This is a genomic window from Allobosea sp. P5_A5, assembly GCF_056400625.1.
The window spans coordinates 654,800-676,470 of record NZ_JBFUKY010000001.1 but is presented as its reverse complement, the minus strand read 5'-3'; the positions used below and the strand labels follow the sequence as shown (position 1 = coordinate 676,470).

Here is a 21,671-nt window from a genome sequence, read left to right as displayed (position 1 = left end):
CGGCAGGAGGTCGCAGCGGACAGCCCCTAGGCTGGTTCAGGACCAAAGACCGCGTTGCCTTCCCTGCGTCGAGCGCTAACGTGCTCGGATGACTGATAAAAGATTCCCACCATGGATGGACGTGCGCTCAACGGACGATCCTCGTATCGTCGCGGTGCATATAAATCTGTCAAATATCCAGCTGCCGGTGCTTCGTTCATTCTCTGCTGACGAGGCCGTTGAGTATGTAATCTCGGCCGTGCATGGCGGGCCATCCGATGACCTCGGCCGAGCGTTCGATGCGGTCAAAGATGAGAACTGGCGTGCCTTTCAGCAGATACTGGAGGCTGCGGCAGGGTGTGAAAACGTATCTGCCGCATTCAGTGACGCGCTCCACTTGGATTGGACGGTCAGGGGCTTTTCCCACCGAGCTAAGATTGCAGACGACGCCTTATTCATTAGAGCATTTCGACGAGTTTTTACGCCTTATTCCGGCGGGAGTTTGGAACTGTTTAGAGGTGAGTCAGCGGAAGAATTTGACGCCGAACGCATCGGGCTGAATTGGACACCGCTGAAAGATATTGCAGCCGTATTTGCTCGGCGCTGGAATATTTTTAGCTGCGATGGTGTCTTGCTTGTGGCAACTGTCGAGCCACCGGCCATCATCACCGGGCCGAACGACCACAGCGCGAATTGGCTCGGCGAAGTCGAGTACATCGTCGATCCTCAGATGCTAGGCCCAGTCGCTGAGGTCGAGCGCTATCCGGCCGATAGCGATTGATGCCGAGCCGGGGCAGCGCGCCCCGCTGGCGGCTTTCAGCCCGGCGGCCGGCCTTGGCAAGGGGCAAGGGCTGGCGGGCGCTGGCGGCCGCCGTTTCCGCGCCCGGCCTAAGCCTTCAGCTCCCCGTGCTTGCCCGGAAATTTGGCTTTCTCGTTATCAAGCCAGTGTATTTTCAGGTGGACGCGAATGTTGTGCTTAGTCGCTATCCGCTGAATTTCTTTCCAAGCACCATCGGCCGACTGACCTTGGTAAGAAATACCTAGATCGGGATAATACTTGTAGCCGTTATTCTCATATTCAGCCGCAGTCGATGGTATGTTTAGTTCTTTGTCCAGTTCAGCGGCAGTCAATCCTCGCCTGTTTTTGAGAGCGTGAATAATTGCATTCAAGGCGGATGACCAGTTTGGTAGTCTCAGTGAAATGTTATCGATTTTAGCTTCAACAATCTTTGTGTAGGTAACAGCCGGAGACGCCAGAAATGTCAGATTTCCGGCATCATTAGTTGAAGCGTCCTCTCCTTGATTGTCTTTTTCGAGGCCGAGGCTCTCCATAGTTTCCCTAATAACCCTGTCCAGTGTTTCAGCAGGGCTCTTTGTTTTAAACCACTTTGCCATGACCGACAGATCATCAAAAGCAGAGTCGCTAATTCTAATAACAGGCATCATGTCCGTCTCCCAAGTTGCAAGCCTAGGGAGAATGTTACATATACCCTAACTGCCGTCAAGCGGTTATGTAACATATCGTCTGATGGCGTGTCGTCTGAAGCCAAGCCGTTTGACATGCTGTTTTCTCGCCGCGTAAGACGGCCGTGCCCTTCGGAAATACAGGCATGATGCGCGCTCTTCGGTTGTCGGTCATCCTCGCGGCGTTCGCGTTTTCGCAGAACGCCCAAAGCGTAATTCTAGGGCTTGATGCGTCGCATCTTCCGATCTCACGAAGCAGCGTCATGTTGCGAGGAGAAGGGGGATGGTGCAGCGCGGTGTTAATTGACAGCGTGACAGCTCTCACCACAGGCTTTTGTGTTGATGGGAAACGCGATCAGTATATTACGTATCTAAATGGAAGCGGCATTCCGACCCGAATTCCAGTTCGATTAACCAGCGTACATCCCAATTTTAACCGCGACGCCGCTCGGTTGCGCTTGGCATCAACAGATGCTGCGCTTCTACGCCTAGCGTGGTCCGTGCCGAGTAGCTATCGCGGCGCGTTGCTAAGCTATGACTCGCCAAGCGTCGGGGATAAAATACACGTCGCAGGTTTTGGAGTAACGGTCGAAGGCAACGACCAATCAAGCGGCCGATTGAGCTACGCTGAAATTCAGTACGTAGAGCCTTATGGCCGAGGTGCAATCTTATCGTGGGCTCAAGATGCCCAGCCCGATCAGCCTGGTCTCGGACGTGGCGTTTGTTTTGGTGATGCAGGTGGCGCGCAGATTATCGCCAGTGGACCAAATGCAGGACGCGTTTTCGCGATTAACTCGTGGTCAACAGGCTCCGGTGGGCGGACGTGCGGACTGCTAACTCAAGGCGTCCGAATATCGGCGCTCCGCGAATGGATTGGTCAAACGCAACAAGCGTGGGGGGATGCTACGCCGCGTCCTATGCCGCCCGTCGTCACCCTCTCCCCCCCGGTCCAGCCTGCATTTCCCCAGCCGCCAGTTCGTACAGCCTTGAGACACGGTGTTGAGCGCCTTGGCTACAACCTCGCAGGCGAGATGGTCGTAAAAATCAGCGGAACGATTACCCGCGATGCAATCGGGGAATTCCAGCAAGCGATCGGTGATGAGAGGCGCGTCGCCGTCGTGCTTGAAGGGCCCGGCGGCAACCTGTCTGCGGGCATAGAGATTGGCAACCGCATACGATTAAGAGGGTTTCGGACAGCCGTCGCGCCGGGAACGATGTGCGCATCGGCATGCGCAATCGCATGGCTTGGTGGTAATCCTCGTCACCTTGATGCTTCATCCCGTGTCGGTTTCCATGCCGCCTACACTGATGAGAGTGGACGATTGCTCGAATCCGGTGTCGCAAATGCCTTGGTCGGCTCGTATGCTAGCCGACTTGGTCTGAGCGACAATGCGATCATATTCATCACATCGGCAGGGCCAACCGATATGAACTGGGTCCAAACTCAATCGAGTAGTTATTTCGGCGTCGACTTTCAAACCGATGCGCGCGGGCATATCCCACTTAAATAAACATCGGGCTTTCGCCTTCGGCCGCCCAGACTTCATTTGTCTGGGGTAGCAGTTTATGCCTCCTGACGCGCGATCGTGAAGAGTCGCTCCAACTCAGCCAGCGGCAGATCGCGCAGCGAGTGGATCAGATAGGCGCGGCGGCGCATTTCGGCGGGAAGCTGCGCCGACGCGACGAATGCCGGAAGATGATCGCCGCGCTTTGCAGGCGCGCCGCCGTGGGCGAGGTGCGCCTGCAGATCGTCCTTCGCTGCCTGCGGAAGGTCGCCCGTGTCTGAAACGAACGCCTCGTATGCGGCGCGGTCGATGCCGATGGCGGCGGGCAGATCGCTCATCTGCTTCATCCGAGAGGGGTCGCTCAGCATGGCGCGGAGCGCGAAGTCGGCGTGCCAATTCTGGAGTTTGTCCATGCAGTCGGGATCGGGGGCGACGTCGGCGTCCGCGAAGTCTGTGAGGCTGTCGCGATCGATGCCAACCCGAAGGGCTAGCGCCCGAAGATCGGGCCGGGAGAGGTTGGCGATGGCGCTCCGCATGCGGTCGAATGGGCGGGTCATAGGGGTTCTCCGTGGTATCGGATCGGGGGTAATTTGATCTTGATAGGGGCTCGGCGGGCCTGCTCGTCGAATGTGTCTTGCAGGGCCTCCGGCCAAATTTCGTCGTAGCGGAGCAGGCAGTCGGGGTTGCCGGGATTTGCCGTCAGCGAGATCTCGGCGAGGGAAAAGTGGCGGATCAGGATTACACCGTCTGATCGCTTTGAGACGCCGAGCATGTACCCGCCGACCGAAAAGCCGTGACCTGCTTCGGCTTTAATCGCCGCGATGCGCTCCGCCACCATTGGCAAGGCAGGATCGAGAACGGCTTCGCACCACAGGCGGCCATTCCGGGCGCTTAGCTGCTTGATCTCGCCGGCCGGCAGCGCGGGCACATGGTCGAGGCGCAGGGCAATGCCTGACAAGCCGACAAGGGCGATCGATACGTCGAAGCATCCGGGCATGAAGACGCAATCCCGGAGGGTGAGCTTATCGGTTGATGCGAAGCCCCGGACGCGCATATCAGCCTCGAAAGAAGATGTCCGGAGTGGTGGTCTTCTCGATGAATTCGACGATGTCGTCGGCCCGCGCTCGGGTTTCCGGATCGAGGTGCGCGTCGCGCCGGATCGCTGCGGCCAAAGCCCGGCGCCGATCCTTTGTCATGATCGCGTCCCAGCCCGGCCGATCGGAAATGCCGACCGCGCGCTTCAGCTCGCGCACGGCGTCCTGGAGGCGTCGAAGTTTTTCGATGTTGAGAGTCATGAATTCAGCTCCGCGCGAGGAATAATCGCTGCAAGAGCGTAGAATGTCATGAGAGCGCCGCCGGGGCGATTGGGCCATGAGCGGCGCAATACGCTTATCACGCCCATAGATGCGCGCGCGCCGCAAGCAAAATCTTCGCTGAAGATCGATTTATATTAGGTCATCAGCAAGGTCTTGGCTGAATCCTTACGAGTGCTAGAATTTTTCCTTAAATCGCCTCACAAACGGCGCCGCATCACGGGAGGCTTGCCACCGGCTGATCGGCCAATCGCGTGGATTTCCAACGAGTTGCAACGTTTTCGGACCCATGCCAACGCGTCCGCATGCGAGCGAAAATCGACATCCTTCGAGAGCTTATGGCCTGCGGCGATTGGCATGCCGCCCTTCGACTGGCTGCGTCATGGCCCGATGCGACAGTTGAAGTTAGAAAAGCATGGGAAGGCTGCGTCCGGCCGGACTTCCAGCGGCAGCTCGGTCGCGATCCTGAAGCGCTGATCACGGCTGGCCTCGAAGCGTTGAAAGCTAGATATGCGCGCTGAATGCCGAGAGGTGTCGCGCGCATCGTCATGAGTCATTGTCGGATAGTCGCTCGGGCGCTATGCCTTGTTATCATCAAGGAATCTGTGATGCATCGCGTCGTTCAAAGTCACCTTAGCGATTTCAAAAACAAACATTCAATCGATCGCGATGAGTCAAAATCTTTCGAGGCATTTGTTAATTACGCGGCATTCCGTACGCTATCTGCTGAGGCAATAGACCCAAACGACTTGATTTACGACGGCGATGATCCTGGCATCGATGGCGTCATGGTATTTTTAGACGACGCTTACATATCCTCACCAGAAGAGGTTGAAGATTTCTTCACGTCGCGCAAGCGCGATGTCGAAGCAACTATAATATTTACTCAGGCAAAAACTGGAGAAAATTGGAATAAATCGGAGATAAACGCATTTCAATCAGCAGTAATCGATTTTTTATCACCAGACCATTCATATCCTCATAGTGATTACATGAAATCGGCCCGCGAGGTTTTCGATAGCGTCATCCAGAATGTTGGGAAGATTCGCGGTGGAAAGCCGCAGGTGCTTTGTTACTTCGCTAACTCAGCCAGAACGCCGACCGAGCGAGAGATCATTGGTGCTCGCGATGCGATGCAAAAATCGCTGGACGACTCCGGATACTTCCGACTGGCCACTGTCGACCTTCTGGATCGTGACAAGGTGGTCGACCTTTGGACTTCTGCGGAAGGGCAGGTCGAAGCGACCCTAAGGGTGCTCGGCTCAGCGGCCTTTCCGAAGGCTCCCGAGATCGAAGAAAGTTATGTAGTTACCGTGAGAGCAATCGACTTTGTCGAACAAATTCTCTCGGATAGCAACGGTCGTCTAAGGCAGCGTATTTTCGAAGAAAATGTTCGAGATTTCATTGGACTGAAGGGTGAAATCAATTCTGAAATGTCGGATACGCTGCGGGATAGCGTGAAGCAGAAGCGATTTGGCGTTCTTAATAACGGCATTACGATCATATCTCCTGATATTCGGCTCACCGGATTTGATATTTTTCTGCGTGATTTTCAGATCGTGAACGGTTGTCAGACTTCAAACGTTCTATTCGAGAACCGTCTGGGCATAAGCCCCGAGACAACGGTCATGTTGAAAATTGTTGAGACTTCGGATGCCGCTGTGGTCGATGATATCGTTCGATCAACTAACCGCCAGACGAAAGTTGAGGAAGACCAGTTCCTTGCAACCCTAGACGCCGTTAAGGCGCTAGAGCGATACTTTGATGCACGAGGCGCTGACGAAGAGTATCGCCTCTTCTTCGAAAGGCGGAAGAATCAATTTTCGTCACACGAGAACGTCAAAGCGATCAGGGTATTCGATATCAAAGAGATCGCGCGCTGCGCCGCCGCGATGTTTCTCGACAAGCCGGATATTGCAAGCAGGTATCCGAACAGGCTGACTAATGAACTGCGAGATTCTGTATTTAATCAGACTTACTCGGAGGAAGTGTATCATGTTTCAGCATACACGCTTTACCGAGTCAAATTGCTGCTTAGTAATAATAAGATTGACCCTAAATATAGTAAATTGCGATGGCACATATTGATGGCGATCAAGTATTTTGTTCTGGGCGATGATACTCCTCAGTTGGGTTCGAAGAAAATTACACAAGCTTGTGCAAAGGTAGAGCATTTTATCAGCAGCAATGATGATTCGAATATCGCCAAATTGAGAGCCTTGTGTGCGGCCATCGTCGATATTAACGATATCACTCGGGATAGGATCAAAACGCCGACCTTCTCTTCCGAAGTGAGAGCGCGCGCCCTTGCTCACCGGAAGGACATCGGGTTCGGCTGAAGCCCGTTCGCACTAAGCCGGTCTATGGCCTCGGCATCCAGCAGGCTGCGGCGGGTAGCGGCGGCGCGCTCCGCCCGAGCGGTTGGGGCTTAACGTCGCGCGGCTCGATCGCGGCCGGGTCATACCGGCTCCCGGCTGCCATGGCTTGGCTGGGCCTCAGGCTAGCGCGGGCCTTTCCGTCTGCCGCCTTTCTTTCGCGCATGGCTTGAAGGTCGCGCAGCCGGGCCGCCGCCGCCGCCATGCGGATGCCCGCAAAGAAAGCCGCCATCGGGTGTGGCCGGCGGAGCGCCAAGGTGCGGGCGCAAATGGCGATGATGGCCTCCTCCGCCGCGATCCGGGCGTCGGCATGCGGGCGGGCATCGAAGAGGTTACTTAGCCAGCTCATTGGGCGGCCTCCGTGGCAAGGCCGAAGCGGGCCTCGAATTCTTTGTCATCCATCGCCTGCGAGGGGCGCCGGGCCGCCAAGCTGAAGCCGTGGCGGTTGAAGGCGAGGTGAAAGATGCCGCCGGATAAGTCGATGGCCTCGGCCGCCGCTAGAACCAGCGCGCCGGCTGCGGCGTTCGCCAGATCATCATGGGCGCCGGGCGGGTGATCGACAGAGTCCCGGCCGGATCGGCTGGTTCGGCGCTCAAGCGATGTGAGCTGGGTTTGCAGCTTGGGCAGATCGAGCAGGCGGATCGACTGGCTGTTTATCTGTGGGAGCAGCTCTAGGTAAATCTCGCTTCGGGATTTGGTGGTGTGCTCGTAGGTGACGCCGTTGGCCGCAAAGGCGCTGACGACCCACTGCGCGGCATAGCGATCGCCTGTGACCGTGTGCAGGCCGTAGGATTTGATCGTGTTGCAGAACTCCGCCGTTGCTTGGGCCGGATCGAATGGCGGCCTGATCTCGCGGGCAAGGTCGAGCACTGTTTGGTTGGTGATCCGGTCGCGATGGGCGATGCCGAGCGTCATTGAGTCGTTGCTGCCACCGGATGGGTCTGCGAAGGCGAAGTATTGAACCCTGCCGCCGGGGATGCCGGGGACCGATGGGATCGGCGGGCGCTCGCGAATATTGCGGTCGGTGCAGGCCGCGACGGCATCGAACTCAAGGAAGCCGGCGACATCGGATCGGAATTCCGCGCCGTACTCGGCCGCTGCGGCTTGCGGGTCATCGCGATAGGCTGCGGCGATGACGCCTGTCTCGCGGCGCAGGGTCGGGTTCATCCGCCAAGTCGGCGCCTTGACGATGAGGATGTCGGGCTCGCCGGGCTCGGGAATGCTGCCGTGGTGCCGGCGGAACTTCTTCCAGAGCAGGCCGCGCCGGGCATAGGGGCTGCTGATGCCGATCAGCATCGCGCCGGGGATGGTGGCCATAGCCGGCGTCAGGGCGTCATAGACCGCGCTGTCCGGATTGACGCTGTTGCCCTCGTCGCTCATCCAAAAGGCGACTTCATCGAGGACGGCGGCAACAACGGTTCGGCCTCGGACGCGGCGCCGGTCGTTCGTTGTGATCTCGATGGCTAGGCCGTTCGTTAGCTCGATCCCGTCCGGCATCTCCTTCTCGACCATGGAAGCGAGAAGCGGCTGCTGCATCATGGCGCGGAGGTAGCCGAGGCAGACCTGCGCTTGGTTGCGATCGACAGCGAGAAGCTGAACAACGCCGCGCTCGCCGGGCGTCAGGTGCTTCTGGAAGTTCATGAAGTGGGCGCCGATCGTCGCGATATAGGCGATGATCGAGGCGGCCTTGACGTCCTTCCCGCTGCGCCGACCGGCGATCAGCCAAGCCTCTGCCACCGGCTTCTGCGGGGCTTCGGCGCGGGCTGTCAGCTCTTGGAAGATCGCAAGCTCGGCAGGATCGAGGGGCTCGCCGAAGATGGCCTTGTCGAGGACGCGCCAGCATTCCCACGAGTCAGCGGCGAACCATGGGCCGAAGAGCGCCGGGTCGCGGCAGGCGGCGGCATAGCTGAATTCGGTTTGGATCATCGGAAGGCTTCCAGGATTGGCACGGAAGGCCAACGGCGGGCTTCATCTGGAGCGGCGGGGCCTGGGCCGCCCATTGCGATCAGCCGGCGGCGCCGAGCCATGACGGCATGCCGCCTTCGCCCGGCTGCACGGTCTTCGCTACATCGTTCCCGACCTTGCCCGTCAGATAGGAAGCGAGGTCATTCGCCGCGCCCTTGGCCTTGCGCTCAAGGCCCAGCTCCTTCAGCAAGCGCAAGAGCGTGGTGGCGACTTTCGTATAGTCATCGGGCATCGGCTTGCCCTGAAGCATGCGGCTGTCGACAAGCTCAAGTTGCACCTGCATGGAGATGACGCGATCCAGCAGGGCCTCGCGGGCATGGCTGAGATCGTCACCGAGATCCGTCTCGTAAAAGATTCGCAGGTTGTATGCCCTGATTGCCTGCCAGCTCATAAAGCCGCTGAAAGCAGGATCGACACCGATTTTCCGGTTCCACTCATCGGGCGGCATGCCGGGGTCGGGGATCGGAAATTTTTGGCTCATCTCGGCGCCCTCCGGGCTCCCGGCTTGGATTTGATCCCCGGACGTTCCCCCAGGTTATCGCGATAGGCAAGCGCTATATATCAAATATATGAAATCAATCATCTTATCTATCTAAGGCCATATGATTGATTATCAGATGGCATGAATTCGGCGCGAAGATCGAGGCCGGCTGTCTCTCTGCATGGCGCGACATCGGCGTCGGCCTCGCGGCCGGCGGAGAAATATTCGGAGCCATGATCTTGCCACCAGATAAGTGGGTGCTGCGAAGAGATCGATCTCGACGCTTGAGAAACCGGCCCCACTCCGCCGGCAGCGATGTTCATGAATTCATGGGCCATTCATGCCCGTTTTTAGGAACAGAAAACGCCCTAATTACAATGAGTTAATATATAAAACCATATATATTCATGTTCTATCTCTCTCTCGATCTATTCCCTTGGGGGACCCCGGCATGAATGGCATGAATGCATGAATGGCGGCCGGGAAAGGCCCGAAATGCCGGCGATCCCGACTTCCAAAGCCGCTCACTTGTATTTCTTCAGGTCAATAATTTGATAGACCTTTCCGATATAATTTACCTTCACCCCTGAGTATTCTTTCCCATTATCGCATTCGATGATGACGCCTTCATCCTTCAGGACATTCAAGCAATCGGTGATCTGCTTCGCAGCCGGATTATTCGGCAAATCCTGAAAATCGACAGCGCCAAACTCCTTGACCTTCTGATTGATCCAGAAGCGGCGGAAGATGCCTGCTTTCTGCTCTGCCGCCGTAACTTTTAGGCTGCTCGACTTGAGCCCGATATACGACTTGAGAGCCTTGATCACGATCGCAATCTGCTTGGCCTGCCCGCCGCCGATCCCGTCCGTTTTGAACTTCTCAAGCAGGTGGCAGCGCTCCCGATAGACAAGATCAATCGCGAAGCGCGCCTGGCTCTCATCAACCATCGGCCCATCCGGGTCTTCTAATATCGCCATGAGCGCAGCGCGAACATAGGCCGACATCAGCGAGCGGCCGAAGAGGTCAGCCCTGATCTTGTCTCTCTCGCTGTCGAGCTGGTCGACGATCCCTTCCTCATACTCATCGAAAAGCGCTTGGGCGGCGCCGCTTACCTGCACCGCTTTCATATTCGGCAGGTCGGGCGGCTTCTCCGCAGTCCGGGAAATCAGGAGTGCGACCGTTCTGATGGAGTCCGAGCTGAACTGCGCCTCGCCTGCTTGCTTATTGCGCTTGCCGCGCCGGGCGGTGGATGCATCAAATATATCGAAGCGGTTGAGGAGCCCGTCTTCAGCCATTTCCGCATCTAGCGCGCGGTAGAGCTTGTCCGGCTGCCCCTCGGCGAGGACGGTGAACGATGGCGCATCGCAGGACGGGACGAGATCGGCGCCCTTTGCATAGGCCTTGCCGTCCATCCGGCCATGCCTGCCTGACTTCGGTTTCAGCTCAAGCAGGGCCGAGCGGCTGCTCGCCGCATGCGTGTCATTCTTGTTCTTGAGGCTGGCGAAGAGGAAGGAGGCCTCGCTGAAGATCGACGCTTGCCGCTTGTGAAAATTGATGTGGTTCACCAGCGAGACGCCCGATGCGTACTTGCCGGGCCCGAAATAGATATCGGGCGAAAGGTGCTGAGGAACTAATCGGCTCTCATTGACGGCGCTAATCAGGATGTTGCGGCCCTCAATCATCCGCTCTTTGCCGAGGGCCGTCTTTCCCATGAGGAAATCATAGAGATTCACGCCCATGCCGTTGATGTGATAGTGCCGCTGCGCAAAAGCGGCGATCATGTTGAAGGCCCAAACTACCGCGACCGTCTGGTTACGGTAGTGCTGCATCTCCATGAAGTCGGAAGCCAAGCAGCCGATGGCGCAGTCCGGGAAGCTGATCGGGAATGCCGGCCGGAGCTGTGCCTCAGTCGCCTCGCTCGCCCCGTCAGAGTCGTCCGTCTCATCTTCATCGGCAGGCGCTTCCGGCGCGGCCAGGAAGCCATCCTGCGGAAACGGCGGCTTGGGCAGCCCTGCGGCTTCGGCGGCGGCGCAGGCAAGGCCCCAGGCTTCGACGGCTGCGGGATCGGGCGCGGGGGGCGCGGCCGGGACCGAAGGGCGATCATAGAGGACGCTGATATCGACTTCCCGCGCCAATGCATCGGCCTCGGCGGCCTGCTGCGCCTTCATGCTGTCATAGCTGGCAACGCCCGCAGCCCACTCGAACAGGAAGCGGCGAAGGAGCCAGCGTCGGCGCGACTCCTTGCCATCGGCCCGCATTCCCGCGAAGGCCGGCGAGGCCTCCAGCCATCCGAACGCTGCCGCTGCCGAGGCCTCGACCTTCGACATATCCTTTATGAGATGCGCGGCGTCCTTGCTGAAGTCGAGCGTTTCACCTGCCTCGAAGAACGCGATGCTGTGGGCATACATCCTGCCGTTTGGCTTTTCCGCCCGGCCCCGCATGGTGGCAATAAGGTCGGCCGCGTTCAGATGCAGCTTGCGCCCGTTCGCCTCGTTGATGGCTTCCATCACGCCGGCTGAAAGCAGCTCTTCTCGCGAAAGGCTCTCGCCGCCCTTGATCTCATGCATCACGCCTTGGGTGATGAAGCCGTCGATGATCTTCTCGATCTCGTCAGCGAGATCGGGAAGCTTCATGCACGGCGCCCCGGCGATGATGTCCCCGGTCATATGAACGAGCTGGTTGTGCGTATAGAACGCGCCACAGTGCACGCCCTCGATTTTGAAGAATGCGCGCTTGATAGGCCGACTGAGCTTGGCTGCGATATGATGGCCGGCGCCGCTGATAGAGCGCTCAACATAGGCGCCACGCGCGCTGAGCCTTGCCACCAGATCGGCATTGATCGCGCCCATCCGGGCGATGGCCCGATCTTTCTGCTCCTGCGGCATGTCGGCGTAGTCTTTGTGGGTCAGCGCCTTCCGCATGCAATCGAGATCAAACATCCCGATGCCGTGCGCTCTGTCGAGCAGGAAGCTTAGCCCGGCGAAGCTAGCGGGATGCCGGCCGAGCGCTGCATATGCGACCTGAGCCGGAGCTGGCACATGCGGGTCGCGCCATTTGCAGACGGCGTGGCCGCGACCTTCCGGAGTAAAGGTGGCGGTCTTTGCCGCGTAAGGCAGTTTTGCCTGATCATAGAGAAGCCATGCTACCGGCCCTTCCAGCATATCGAGTGGAAGGTTTGCGATATTCTTGAGTTTATTTTCGTTGATGTAGCTCAAGCGTTCACATTGAATTGCGGTGCGCGCCACGGCATTCATAGCATTGTCCTTCGGGATGCTTGCGATCCGGACGGGATCTTGCTATATTCGCGCTTCCACGCAGCGGATATAGCTTAGACCTTCGCCGGTCTATTAACGGGCCTCGGCATCATTGCCGGGGCCTTTCCTTTGCGCGGGCCGGTGGCGGCGGCATCACGCGCTGCTGGAACGCTGGCTCCCAATCGCTACGGGCGCGCGAAAATTATGCTGAACTTCCTCGAATGAAGGGATGATCGCCTGCTTCCGCTCGTTCTTGTCCAGTGGCAGGTGATCCAGCGGACTGTGAGCCCCAACACGGTGCAGGTTCGAATTGCCGGAACGCACCATGGCGAGGATGATCTCGACCTGACGTGTTTTGAAGCGCTTCCCATGGTGGCCCATCACGCGGCCCTCTTGGCGCGGGCATCGATCCAGGCGTCCATCTCGTCGCGGCGGAAGAAACATCGGTCGCCGATCTTGATCGCCTTCGGGAAGTTCAGCTCCGGGCGCTTGCGCCAGCGGTGGATGGTGAGTGGCCGGATGCCGAGGCGGCGGCAGGCTTCGGGCTGGCTGATGAGGTCGGTCATGGCCGGGCCTCGCACAGGCTGATGAGGTGATCGCAGATCGCCTCGGCCGTATAGCACTCGACCCCGCCACCGGAGAGCGGGGCTAGCCCGGTCTTCGCTGCATGGCGCTTAAGGTTGCGAACCTCGATCTTGAGGATTTTCGACACAGCGAAATCGGAGTAGCGGCGTGGAATGCGCGGATTGATAGCGAGCGCGGTATACAACTCGCGGCAGCGAAGGCCCTGTGCGACCAACTTAGTCTCCTCTTGAAAGAAGACCGTCGCGTCGTCAGAAAACTGAAACGAAGGTGGGTAATTTTGCATCTGGTTGCCTCCTTTCGGCGGCCAACCAGCTATCGCACCGGAGCGGGAAGCTCCTAGAGGGGTCGAGCTTCCCGAATTATTTCAAAGCCTTATGCGAGAAGAGGGCGCGAATAGCCGCTTCCTTCGCCTCGGCGCGGCTTTGGCGGGCGCCGGCTTCACGGGCTTGGGTACCGGCAAATTCAACGAATTCATGCCACGATGGTGGGCCACCAGTCTGGGCCGAGAGATCGGACATAGCTTTTTTGATGATAGCGCGCGGGCCCAAGGCTGCCGGGCCTTTGAACCACTCTTCAAACGCCTCACGATCGGCAGGGACGCCGAGGTCCTGAAGCCCCTTCTGCGTGCGACCCGTGGCAGCGGCGGCAGACTTCAGCGCTGATGCCCTATCCATGCCCAGGCGCATCCCCTGCGCCGCTATCGCAAGCGCGAATTGCGATTGCACATGATGCGAATGACCGCGCCCATTCGTGCGGCGCTCTTCGATCACCGACGCGAGGGGCGACCCGCGATCTTCAGCCATGCCGGCTAGCATATCGAGGATCGCGGCAAATGCCTCCGCGCTTTCTAGATCATCGGCAGCGACCGCGGTCCTTGCGTGTTCGCCGACCGCCATCGCGGCGAGCATCAGCGCTTTGGTCATGGGCGAGTTCTTCACGACGCCCTCACCATCGGCAGGACATTGTCGGCCGGCGCGTCCTTGAGGAGGCCATCCAAAAAGACGCCCCAGGCATCGGCAGCGTGCCGCTTCTCAGCGGCATAGTCGTAGAGGTTGTAGACCTTTACGATCCCGCTGAAGGTGCCGCTGATATGGTTGAGCAGCTTCTCGACAACATCAACCTTGATCCCGAGCTTCTGCATGCCCGATGCCGCCGTTCGCCGCAGGTCATGAAGCGTCCAGTGGGGAATTTCGGCCCCTTCCTCGGCAAGTTCGGCCATGGCCTTGTCGATGTCCTGTTTCAGTTTGGCGAAGCCGCTGAAGGCTGCGCTGCCGCCGATAGTGAAGGCATAGCCCGGCCCAGCGATGCGCGGGCGCGCGTCAAGAATGACTAGCGCGCCCGCATTCAACGGCACCAAGTGCGGCTTCTTGTTCTTCGAACGTTCAGTTGGAATGATCCAACTGTTATCATTAACCTCGCGCCACGCCATTTCGGCGCATTCGGTGCGGCGCTGCGCGGTATAAAGGAGCAGCTTGACTAGATCGCCCTGAATACCACCGACATTGGCGCATGCCTTGAGAAGCAACCGCAATTCATTGTCAGAAAGAGTGCGCTCGCGGCTGACCTCTTCGCCGGGCTTCTCAATACCTGCGCACGGCGAGGCGTGCAGATGGCCGCGTTTCACGCACCAGTTGAACATTTTCCGAACGGCTGCGAGTCGGCGATTGGCTGCGATAGGGCTGCCGGCATCGACTACCTCGTCCAGAGCCGTCACGATCTCTTGCCGCTTGATCGCTCCGATATGGCGGCCGCCCCATTTTGCCACCAAGCTGTCAGGCTTGGCGACAAAGCCGTCGATCTCGTCGCGCCCCCCATCGCCCGCCACCAAACCGAGAGTGCGCGCCGTCTCCCGCCATGTCCGCGTCTTTTTCATGGCATGGCGTTTAATGAACGAGCGCGCCAGAGCATCGAAAGACTCTTTCGCCTTCTCTTCGCGCTCTAGTTTCTGCTGGGCTTCCGCCTCAGCCTTCGCCAGCCGGGGGTCCCCGCCGCTCTTCGCCTGACGGATCATCTCCCTAGCTTCATCCCGCGCCTTGGTGATCTCCGCGCCTGCCAGCGCTTGATCGTCACCGGCCAGATACCTGCCGAGAGTGAACTTGAGCAGGCGGCCATCGACTCGTGCGCGGACAGCCCAGGATTTCGCGCCCGAAGGCTGAATGAGGAAGTAGAGGCCTGGGACGATGGCGTCCGGGATTTCCTGCCGCTTGGTTGGGTCTTTCTTGAAGCGCACCAGGGCGGCAGGGGTAGTAACCTTCTTTTTCTCGTTCATGCTTTCCGCCTCCGGGGGATCGCCGGGGGAACAAAGCAGGCTGAAATGCCCTGATCCCCCGCGATAATATCGGAGCATATCTTTGCCCGGATAATTCCGGCTTTGCAAGGGCTTGTCTCGCTATTCTCCATCTGATTTGATATGCCCCGCTACCATGCAGGACATAACTTTTAATCATGTGGTCGTGGGTTCGATMCCCACCCCGCTCACCACGTCAAGGCTTTGAGTTTAAGCCCAACCCGCTGATCGTTAACCCGCCGGAAACCAAGCCGACCTAGCGTCGGAGCATGGTCATCCGCCGCGGACTCAGATCGGTCTTCATCACGCTCGCGCTCTATGCGGTGTCGGGCGCGGCTGTGTCCTATTTCCTGTTCCACGCTCAGCATGGTGCACGCGGCCTTGAGGCGCGCGGCGCGGTTCGCGAGCAGCTGCGCACGATGGATACCGAACTGGCGGGGTTGATGACCGAACGGAAATCCTGGGAGCGGCGCCTGTCTCTTGTCCGGGACGATTCCATCGATCGCGATATGCTGGAGGAAACCTCTCGCGCGATGCTTGGCCGCACCAACAAGAACGACGTCGTCATCCTCGGGCGATGATCCCAAAACAAGCCGGCTCTTAGTCGCAGGCGTATCGATCAACCAAAATCGAGTTAATTCTGTCTTCTTGAATGATTACAAGAAGATAACGAATGCTGCATTGCGAGATAGCGCCCTCGCCAGCGGTTTTTTGATCCTTTACAACAAGGATAAGAACTCTGGAGGATCGCCTATGGCCGTTGCTGCGCGTAATTCGAAGGCTCCCGTCCTCCCGGCCGCCGGCGCCAAGCCGCCCAAGGCCCGCGCCGCCAAGGGCCAGGGCGACAAGACCGCCGCCGCGCCGAGCAACGTGACGCCCTTCAGCAAGGACGAAGATCTCCACGCCTATCGCGAGATGCTGATGATCCGGCGTTTCGAGGAGAAGGCCGGCCAGATGTACGGCATGGGCCTCATCGGCGGTTTCTGCCACCTCTATATCGGGCAGGAAGCGGTCGTGATCGGCATGCAGATGGCGTCCAAGGATGGCGACCAGGTCATCACCGGCTATCGCGACCACGGCCATATGCTGGCCTGCGGCATGGAATCGCGCGGCGTGATGGCCGAGCTGACCGGCCGGCGCGGTGGCTACTCGCGCGGTAAGGGCGGCTCGATGCACATGTTCAGCCGCGAGAAGAACTTCTACGGCGGCCACGGCATCGTCGGCGCGCAGGTATCGCTCGGCACGGGCCTCGCCTTCGCCGACTGGTATCGCGACGACAAGACGGTTTCGATGACCTATTTTGGCGATGGCGCTGCCAATCAGGGCCAGGTCTACGAGAGCTTCAACATGGCGCAGCTGTGGAAGCTGCCGGTGGTCTACGTCATCGAGAACAACCGCTACGCCATGGGCACCTCGGTCAGCCGCGCCTCGGCGCAGACGGATTTCTCGCGCCGCGGTCTTTCCTTCGGCATTCCCGGCGAGCAGGTCGATGGCATGGACGTGCGTGCCGTGCGTGAGGCGGCGCAGCGCGCCATCGAGCACGCCCGCTCCGGCCAGGGCCCCTACATCCTCGAAATGCAGACCTACCGCTATCGCGGCCACTCGATGTCCGACCCGGCGAAGTATCGCTCGAAGGACGAGGTGCAGCGCATGCGTGAGGAGCACGACCCGATCGAGCAGGTCCGTGCCCGCCTGCAGCGCGAATTCAAGATCGGCGAAGACGAGCTCAAGGCAATCGACGCCAAGGTGCGCGAGATCGTCAACGACGCGGCCGAGTTCGCGACGCATGATCCGGAGCCCGATGTCGCCGAGCTCTATACCGACATCCTGCTGGAGCCGGCGAAGGGCTGATCGCCCGCGCCCAAGCCTCCTCATCGTCTTTCCCGCGTCGTAGAACGGGTGCCTCCATGCCGATCGACATTCTGATGCCTGCCCTTTCTCCCACCATGGAGGAAGGAAAACTCGCCAAGTGGCTGAAAAAAGAGGGTGACTCGGTCAAGGCCGGCGATGTCATCGCCGAGATCGAGACCGACAAGGCCACCATGGAGGTCGAAGCGGTCGATGAGGGGATCCTCGCTAAGATCCTGATTCCGGATGGCAGCGAGAACGTCGCCGTCAACACCAGGATCGGCGTCATCGCGGCTGAGGGCGAGGATGTGAACGCCGCCGCGAGTGCCTCCAACGAAGCAACCAAGCCAGCCGGGAGCGACCCCAAGGTCGCGCAGTCGGCGCCTCCCGCCGTGACGGGCGAAGCGCCGAAGGTTGCGGCCGCGCCGAAGGCCGAGGCCGGCGTCGGGAGCGCCCCGGCGCAGGCCAAGGCCTATGATGCGTCCTCGGAGTTTCCGGCGGGTGCCGAGATCGGAAGCCAGACCGTGCGCGAAGCCCTCCGCGACGCGATGGCCGAAGAGATGCGCCGCGACGGCAGCGTCTTCGTGATGGGCGAAGAGGTCGCCGAATACCAGGGCGCCTACAAGGTCACGCAGGGCCTGCTGCAGGAATTCGGCCCCAAGCGCGTCATCGATACGCCGATCACCGAGCACGGCTTCGCCGGCATCGGTGTCGGCGCGGCGCTGTCCGGCCTGCGGCCGATCGTCGAGTTCATGACCTTCAACTTCGCCATGCAGGCGATCGACCACATCATCAACTCGGCCGCCAAGACGCTCTACATGTCCGGCGGCCAGATGGGCGCGCCGATCGTGTTCCGTGGGCCCAATGGAGCGGCCGCCCGCGTCGGCGCCCAGCACAGCCACGATTATGCGGCTTGGTATTCCAACGTACCGGGCCTGAAGGTCGTGGTGCCCTACAGCGCGTCCGACGCGAAAGGGCTGCTGAAGAGCGCCATCCGCGATCCGAACCCGGTGATCTTCCTTGAAAACGAGATCATGTACGGCAAGTCCTTCGAGGTGCCGAAGGGCGACGACTTCCTGATCCCGATCGGCAAGGCCAAGGTCGTGCGTCAGGGTACGGACGTCACCATCGTCTCCTTCGGTATCGGCATGACCTATGCGCTCGGCGCCGCCGAGGCGCTCGCCAAGGAAGGCATCGAGGCCGAGGTCATCGACCTTCGGACCATCCGCCCGATGGACATCGAGACGGTCGTTGCCTCCGTGCAGAAGACCAATCGCTGCGTCGCGGTCGAGGAAGGCTTCCCGCAGTCCGGCGTGACCGCCGAGATCGGCATGAAGATCATGGAGGCGGCGTTCGACTATCTCGACGCCCCCGTCCTCCGCGTCACTGGCAAGGACGTGCCGATGCCCTACGCCGCGAACCTTGAAAAGCTCGCGCTTCCCAACATCGGCGAGGTCGTCGCGGCGGCCAAAGCCGTTTGCTATCGCTGAATTGGCAATGATAAATCGCGATCAACTTAAGAAGGCAGTTGCAGCTGCAATCGATGCTCATGATGGTGAAGCGACGATCGTCGAGGTTGCTCGGCATATCTGGCAAAACCATGAGACAGATCTCAAAGCTTCTGGTGATCTGTTTTATACATGGCAGTATGAAATGCGTTGGGCTGCTCAAAAGCTTCGGGACGACAGCAAATTGGAGCTAGGTCGCCGGGGTCCAAAGAAAACTTGGCGGAAAATTGGAGCCTGACCGATGCCGACCAACATCCTGATGCCCGCGCTCTCTCCCACGATGGAGAAGGGCAATCTTGCCAAATGGCTGAAGAAGGAAGGCGACGTCATCAAGTCCGGTGACGTCATCGCCGAGATCGAGACCGACAAGGCGACGATGGAGGTGGAGGCGGTCGACGAGGGCATCCTCGCCCGGATCGTGGTGCCGGAAGGCACGGCCGATGTCGCCGTCAACGAGATCATCGGCGTCATCGCCGGCGAGGGCGAGGACGCCAAGAGCGTGTCCGCTCCGGCGGCCGGCGGCAAAACCGACGCCCCCAAAGCGGAAGCTCCCAAAACCGAAGCTGCCAAGCCGATGGCCGCAGCCGAGGCCAATCCCAAAGCGGCTGCGCCCGAAGCTTCGGCTTCCGGCTATGGTGGCAGCGTTGCCGGCTCGACGCCGTCCGCGCCGAAGTCTGACGGATCGCGCTCGTTTGCCTCGCCGCTGGCGCGCCGCATCGCCAAGGAAGCCGGGCTCGATCTGTCCGCCATCCAGGGGTCCGGCCCGCATGGTCGCATCGTCGAGAAGGACGTCGAGGCCGCCAAGTCTGGCGGTGGTGCCAAGGCCGCTCCTGCGGTTGCCGCATCTGCTGCCGCGGCGAAGCCTGCATCCGCGCCGCTCGCGACGGGTGCTTCGGATGAGCAGGTCAAGAAGCTGTTCGCGCCGGGTTCTTACGAAGAAGTGCCGCATGACGGCATGCGCAAGACCATCGCGCGCCGCCTGCTCGAAGCCAAGCAGACCGTCCCGCATTTCTACGTCACGGTCGATTGCGAACTCGATGCGCTGCTGAAGCTGCGTGGCGAACTCAATGCCGCGGCGCCTGAAAAGGACGGCAAGGCGGCCTACAAGCTCTCGGTCAACGACATGGTCATCAAGGCGCTGGCGCTGGCGCTCAGGGCCGTTCCGGACGCGAACGTGTCCTGGACCGAGAACACGATGCTCAAGCACAAGCATGCCGATGTCGGCGTCGCCGTCTCGATCCCGGGTGGCCTGATCACCCCGATCATCCGCGACGCCTGCCACAAGACGCTGAGCCAGATCTCCAACGAGATGAAGGATATGGCCGGTCGCGCCAAGGCCCGCAAGCTCAAGCCCGAGGAGTATCAGGGCGGCACCACGGCGGTTTCGAACTTGGGCATGTTCGGCGTCAAGGACTTCGCGGCCATCGTCAATCCGCCGCATGCGACGATCCTCGCGGTCGGCGCGGGCGAGCAGCGTGCGGTCGTCCGCAAGGGCGAACTCGCGGTCGCGACCGTGATGTCGGTCACGCTCTCGACCGACCACCGCGCGGTCGACGGCGCGCTTGGCGCCGAGCTGCTGGCGGCATTCAAGGGCTATATCGAAAAGCCCATGGCGATGCTGGTCTGAGCGGCGGGAGAACGACCATGGCTGACTACGACATCATCGTCATCGGCTCCGGCCCCGGCGGCTATATCGCCGCGATCCGGGCGGCGCAGCTTGGCTACAAGACCGCGATCGTCGAGCGCGAGCATCTTGCGGGCATCTGTTCGAACTGGGGCTGCATCCCGACCAAGGCGCTGCTGCGCTCGGCTGAAATCCTGCACTACGGCCAGCATGCCAAGGATTACGGGCTGGTGCTGGAAGGCTCGTTCAAGGCCGATCTGGACGCGGTGGTGAAGCGCTCGCGCGGCATCGCCGTGCGGATGAACAACGGCGTCCAGTTCCTGATGAAGAAGAACAAGGTCGACGTGATCTGGGGCGAGGCGACGCTGACAAAGCCTGGCTCCATCACGGTTGCGCCGACCAAGAAGCCGCCCATGCAGCCGCAGGGGCCGATCCCGAAGGGCGCGAAGGGCGAGGGCACCTACACCGCCGATCATATCATCGTCGCGACCGGAGCCCGGCCGCGTGCGCTGCCCGGCATCGAGCCGGACGGCAAGCTGATCTGGACCTATTTCGAGTCGATGGTCCCGGCCAAGATGCCGAAGTCGCTGCTGGTGATGGGCTCCGGCGCAATCGGTATCGAATTCGCGTCGTTCTACCGGACGATGGGTGTCGAGGTGACGGTCGTCGAGGTTCTGCCGCAGGTCGTGCCCGTGGAGGATGCCGAGATCGGCGCCTTCGCTCGTAAGGCCTTCGAGAAGCAGGGCATCAAGATCCTGACCGGCGCCAAGGTGACGAAGGTTGAGAAATCGGCCGACAGCGTCACCGCCCATATCGAGGACGAGAAGGGCGGCAAGCAGACGATCACCGCCGATCGCATGATCTCGGCCGTCGGAGTCGTCGGCAATATCGAGAACATCGGGCTTGAAGCGCTCGGCGTGAAGACGGATCGCGGCTGCATCGTCATCGACGAATTCTGCCGGACCAACGTCAAGGGCGTCTATGCGATCGGCGACGTCGCCGGACCGCCGATGCTGGCTCACAAGGCCGAGCACGAGGCGGTGATCTGCGTCGAGGCGATCAAGGGTTTGCATCCGCACCCGATGGACAAGGCGATGATCCCGGGCTGCACCTATTGCCACCCGCAGATCGCCAGCGTCGGCCTGACGGAAGCCAAGGCCAAGGCTGCGGGCCACGAGATCAAGGTCGGCCGCTTCAACTTCGTCGCCAACGGCAAGGCCGTGGCGCTCGGCGAGGATAGCGGTCTCGCGAAGACGATTTTTGATGCCAAGACCGGCAAGCTGCTCGGCGCCCATCTCGTCGGCCCCGAGGTCACCGAGCTGATCCAGGGCTTCGTCGTCGCGATGAACCTCGAGACGACAGAGGAAGAGCTGATGCACACCATCTTTCCGCATCCGACACTCTCGGAAGTGATGAAGGAAAGCGTGCTCGACGCTTACGGCAAGGTGCTGAACGCGTAGGTCATAGTCGGTCATGCTCGGGC

At 60.0% G+C, this 21,671-nt stretch carries 22 protein-coding genes; 9 read left to right on the top strand and 13 right to left on the bottom strand.

From position 1 onward, the window contains the following. Positions 1 to 115: 115 nt before the first annotated feature. The gene (locus tag AC1DR6_RS03265; protein ID WP_476827731.1) at positions 116 to 760 is read left to right on the top strand and encodes a hypothetical protein; all 645 of its coding nucleotides are present in this window, start codon (positions 116 to 118) and stop codon (positions 758 to 760) included. 107 nt (positions 761 to 867) lie between these two features. Here the strand turns inward: AC1DR6_RS03265 and AC1DR6_RS03260 are convergent, their stop codons facing one another. After that, positions 868 to 1,425 carry a T4SS efffector SepA family protein gene (locus tag AC1DR6_RS03260; protein ID WP_476827730.1) on the bottom strand — a complete coding sequence of 186 codons (558 nt, stop codon included), beginning with the start codon at positions 1,423 to 1,425 and terminating at the stop codon, positions 868 to 870. A 164-nt stretch (positions 1,426 to 1,589) separates the two neighbouring features. On the opposite strand from AC1DR6_RS03260, the gene AC1DR6_RS03255 reads away from it, so the two are divergent. Then, positions 1,590 to 2,954 carry a trypsin-like serine protease gene (locus tag AC1DR6_RS03255; protein ID WP_476827729.1) on the top strand — a complete coding sequence of 455 codons (1,365 nt, stop codon included), beginning with the start codon at positions 1,590 to 1,592 and terminating at the stop codon, positions 2,952 to 2,954. A gap of 53 nt (positions 2,955 to 3,007) precedes the next feature. Here AC1DR6_RS03255 and AC1DR6_RS03250 read toward each other — a convergent pair whose 3' ends face one another. The 3 genes from AC1DR6_RS03250 to AC1DR6_RS03240 are packed head-to-tail and all read right to left on the bottom strand — an operon-like array spanning position 3,008 to position 4,369. Continuing rightward, positions 3,008 to 3,505 carry a hypothetical protein gene (locus AC1DR6_RS03250; protein ID WP_476827728.1) on the bottom strand — a complete coding sequence of 166 codons (498 nt, stop codon included), beginning with the start codon at positions 3,503 to 3,505 and terminating at the stop codon, positions 3,008 to 3,010. Further along, positions 3,502 to 4,002, bottom strand: coding sequence for an HK97 family phage prohead protease (locus AC1DR6_RS03245; protein ID WP_476827727.1), 501 nt, complete (start codon positions 4,000 to 4,002; stop codon positions 3,502 to 3,504). Before AC1DR6_RS03245 ends, AC1DR6_RS03250 begins: the two co-directional genes overlap by 4 nt. 1 nt (position 4,003) lies before the next feature. Then, positions 4,004 to 4,369, bottom strand: coding sequence for a hypothetical protein (locus AC1DR6_RS03240; RefSeq protein ID WP_476827726.1), 366 nt, complete (start codon positions 4,367 to 4,369; stop codon positions 4,004 to 4,006). A gap of 500 nt (positions 4,370 to 4,869) precedes the next feature. Between AC1DR6_RS03240 and AC1DR6_RS03235 the strand changes: the two genes are divergently transcribed. Next, positions 4,870 to 6,600, top strand: a complete 1,731-nt coding sequence (locus AC1DR6_RS03235; protein WP_476827725.1) for an AIPR family protein — start codon at positions 4,870 to 4,872, stop codon at positions 6,598 to 6,600. A gap of 22 nt (positions 6,601 to 6,622) precedes the next feature. Here the strand turns inward: AC1DR6_RS03235 and AC1DR6_RS03230 are convergent, their stop codons facing one another. The 9 genes from AC1DR6_RS03230 to AC1DR6_RS03190 all read right to left on the bottom strand — a co-directional run bounded on the left by AC1DR6_RS03230 (position 6,623) and on the right by AC1DR6_RS03190 (position 15,190). Next, positions 6,623 to 6,985, bottom strand: coding sequence for a hypothetical protein (locus tag AC1DR6_RS03230; RefSeq protein WP_476827724.1), 363 nt, complete (start codon positions 6,983 to 6,985; stop codon positions 6,623 to 6,625). Next, positions 6,982 to 8,562, bottom strand: a complete 1,581-nt coding sequence (locus tag AC1DR6_RS03225) for a hypothetical protein (RefSeq protein ID WP_476827723.1) — start codon at positions 8,560 to 8,562, stop codon at positions 6,982 to 6,984. Before AC1DR6_RS03225 ends, AC1DR6_RS03230 begins: the two co-directional genes overlap by 4 nt. Positions 8,563 to 8,641: 79 nt before the next feature. Then, positions 8,642 to 9,082 (bottom strand): hypothetical protein, encoded by a 441-nt coding sequence (locus AC1DR6_RS03220; RefSeq protein ID WP_476827722.1) that lies wholly within the window; start codon positions 9,080 to 9,082, stop codon positions 8,642 to 8,644. Between the two features lie 524 nt (positions 9,083 to 9,606). Next, a complete protein-coding gene (locus AC1DR6_RS03215) occupies positions 9,607 to 12,336 on the bottom strand; it encodes a hypothetical protein (RefSeq protein ID WP_476827721.1) in 2,730 nt (909 codons plus the stop codon). A gap of 153 nt (positions 12,337 to 12,489) precedes the next feature. Beyond that, positions 12,490 to 12,720 carry a hypothetical protein gene (locus AC1DR6_RS03210; RefSeq protein ID WP_476827720.1) on the bottom strand — a complete coding sequence of 77 codons (231 nt, stop codon included), beginning with the start codon at positions 12,718 to 12,720 and terminating at the stop codon, positions 12,490 to 12,492. Then, positions 12,717 to 12,902, bottom strand: a complete 186-nt coding sequence (locus tag AC1DR6_RS03205) for a helix-turn-helix transcriptional regulator (protein WP_476827719.1) — start codon at positions 12,900 to 12,902, stop codon at positions 12,717 to 12,719. Before AC1DR6_RS03205 ends, AC1DR6_RS03210 begins: the two co-directional genes overlap by 4 nt. Continuing rightward, positions 12,899 to 13,135, bottom strand: a complete 237-nt coding sequence (locus AC1DR6_RS03200; RefSeq protein WP_476827718.1) for a hypothetical protein — start codon at positions 13,133 to 13,135, stop codon at positions 12,899 to 12,901. Before AC1DR6_RS03200 ends, AC1DR6_RS03205 begins: the two co-directional genes overlap by 4 nt. 145 nt (positions 13,136 to 13,280) lie before the next feature. Further along, complete coding sequence (locus tag AC1DR6_RS03195; RefSeq protein WP_476827717.1) at positions 13,281 to 13,844, bottom strand: hypothetical protein; 564 nt, start codon at positions 13,842 to 13,844, stop codon at positions 13,281 to 13,283. 11 nt (positions 13,845 to 13,855) lie between these two features. Continuing rightward, a complete protein-coding gene (locus AC1DR6_RS03190; protein WP_476827716.1) occupies positions 13,856 to 15,190 on the bottom strand; it encodes a tyrosine-type recombinase/integrase in 1,335 nt (444 codons plus the stop codon). Positions 15,191 to 15,477: 287 nt separating this feature from the next. On the opposite strand from AC1DR6_RS03190, the gene AC1DR6_RS03185 reads away from it, so the two are divergent. The 6 genes from AC1DR6_RS03185 to lpdA all read left to right on the top strand — a co-directional run bounded on the left by AC1DR6_RS03185 (position 15,478) and on the right by lpdA (position 21,648). Continuing rightward, positions 15,478 to 15,789, top strand: a complete 312-nt coding sequence (locus AC1DR6_RS03185) for an FtsB family cell division protein (protein WP_476827715.1) — start codon at positions 15,478 to 15,480, stop codon at positions 15,787 to 15,789. A gap of 172 nt (positions 15,790 to 15,961) precedes the next feature. Beyond that, positions 15,962 to 17,059, top strand: coding sequence for a pyruvate dehydrogenase (acetyl-transferring) E1 component subunit alpha (gene pdhA, locus AC1DR6_RS03180; protein WP_476827714.1), 1,098 nt, complete (start codon positions 15,962 to 15,964; stop codon positions 17,057 to 17,059). 56 nt (positions 17,060 to 17,115) lie between these two features. Then, on the top strand, positions 17,116 to 18,546 hold the full coding sequence (locus AC1DR6_RS03175) for a pyruvate dehydrogenase complex E1 component subunit beta (RefSeq protein WP_476827713.1): 1,431 nt from the start codon (positions 17,116 to 17,118) through the stop codon (positions 18,544 to 18,546). A gap of 7 nt (positions 18,547 to 18,553) precedes the next feature. Next, entirely contained in the window at positions 18,554 to 18,802 is a 249-nt protein-coding gene (locus tag AC1DR6_RS03170) for a hypothetical protein (protein ID WP_476827712.1), read from the top strand. Positions 18,803 to 18,805: 3 nt separating this feature from the next. Then, positions 18,806 to 20,191: a pyruvate dehydrogenase complex dihydrolipoamide acetyltransferase gene (locus AC1DR6_RS03165; RefSeq protein WP_476827711.1), complete on the top strand. Its 1,386-nt coding sequence runs from the start codon at positions 18,806 to 18,808 to the stop codon at positions 20,189 to 20,191. 17 nt (positions 20,192 to 20,208) lie between these two features. Next, positions 20,209 to 21,648, top strand: coding sequence for a dihydrolipoyl dehydrogenase (gene lpdA, locus AC1DR6_RS03160; RefSeq protein ID WP_476827710.1), 1,440 nt, complete (start codon positions 20,209 to 20,211; stop codon positions 21,646 to 21,648). Positions 21,649 to 21,671: the final 23 nt, after the last annotated feature.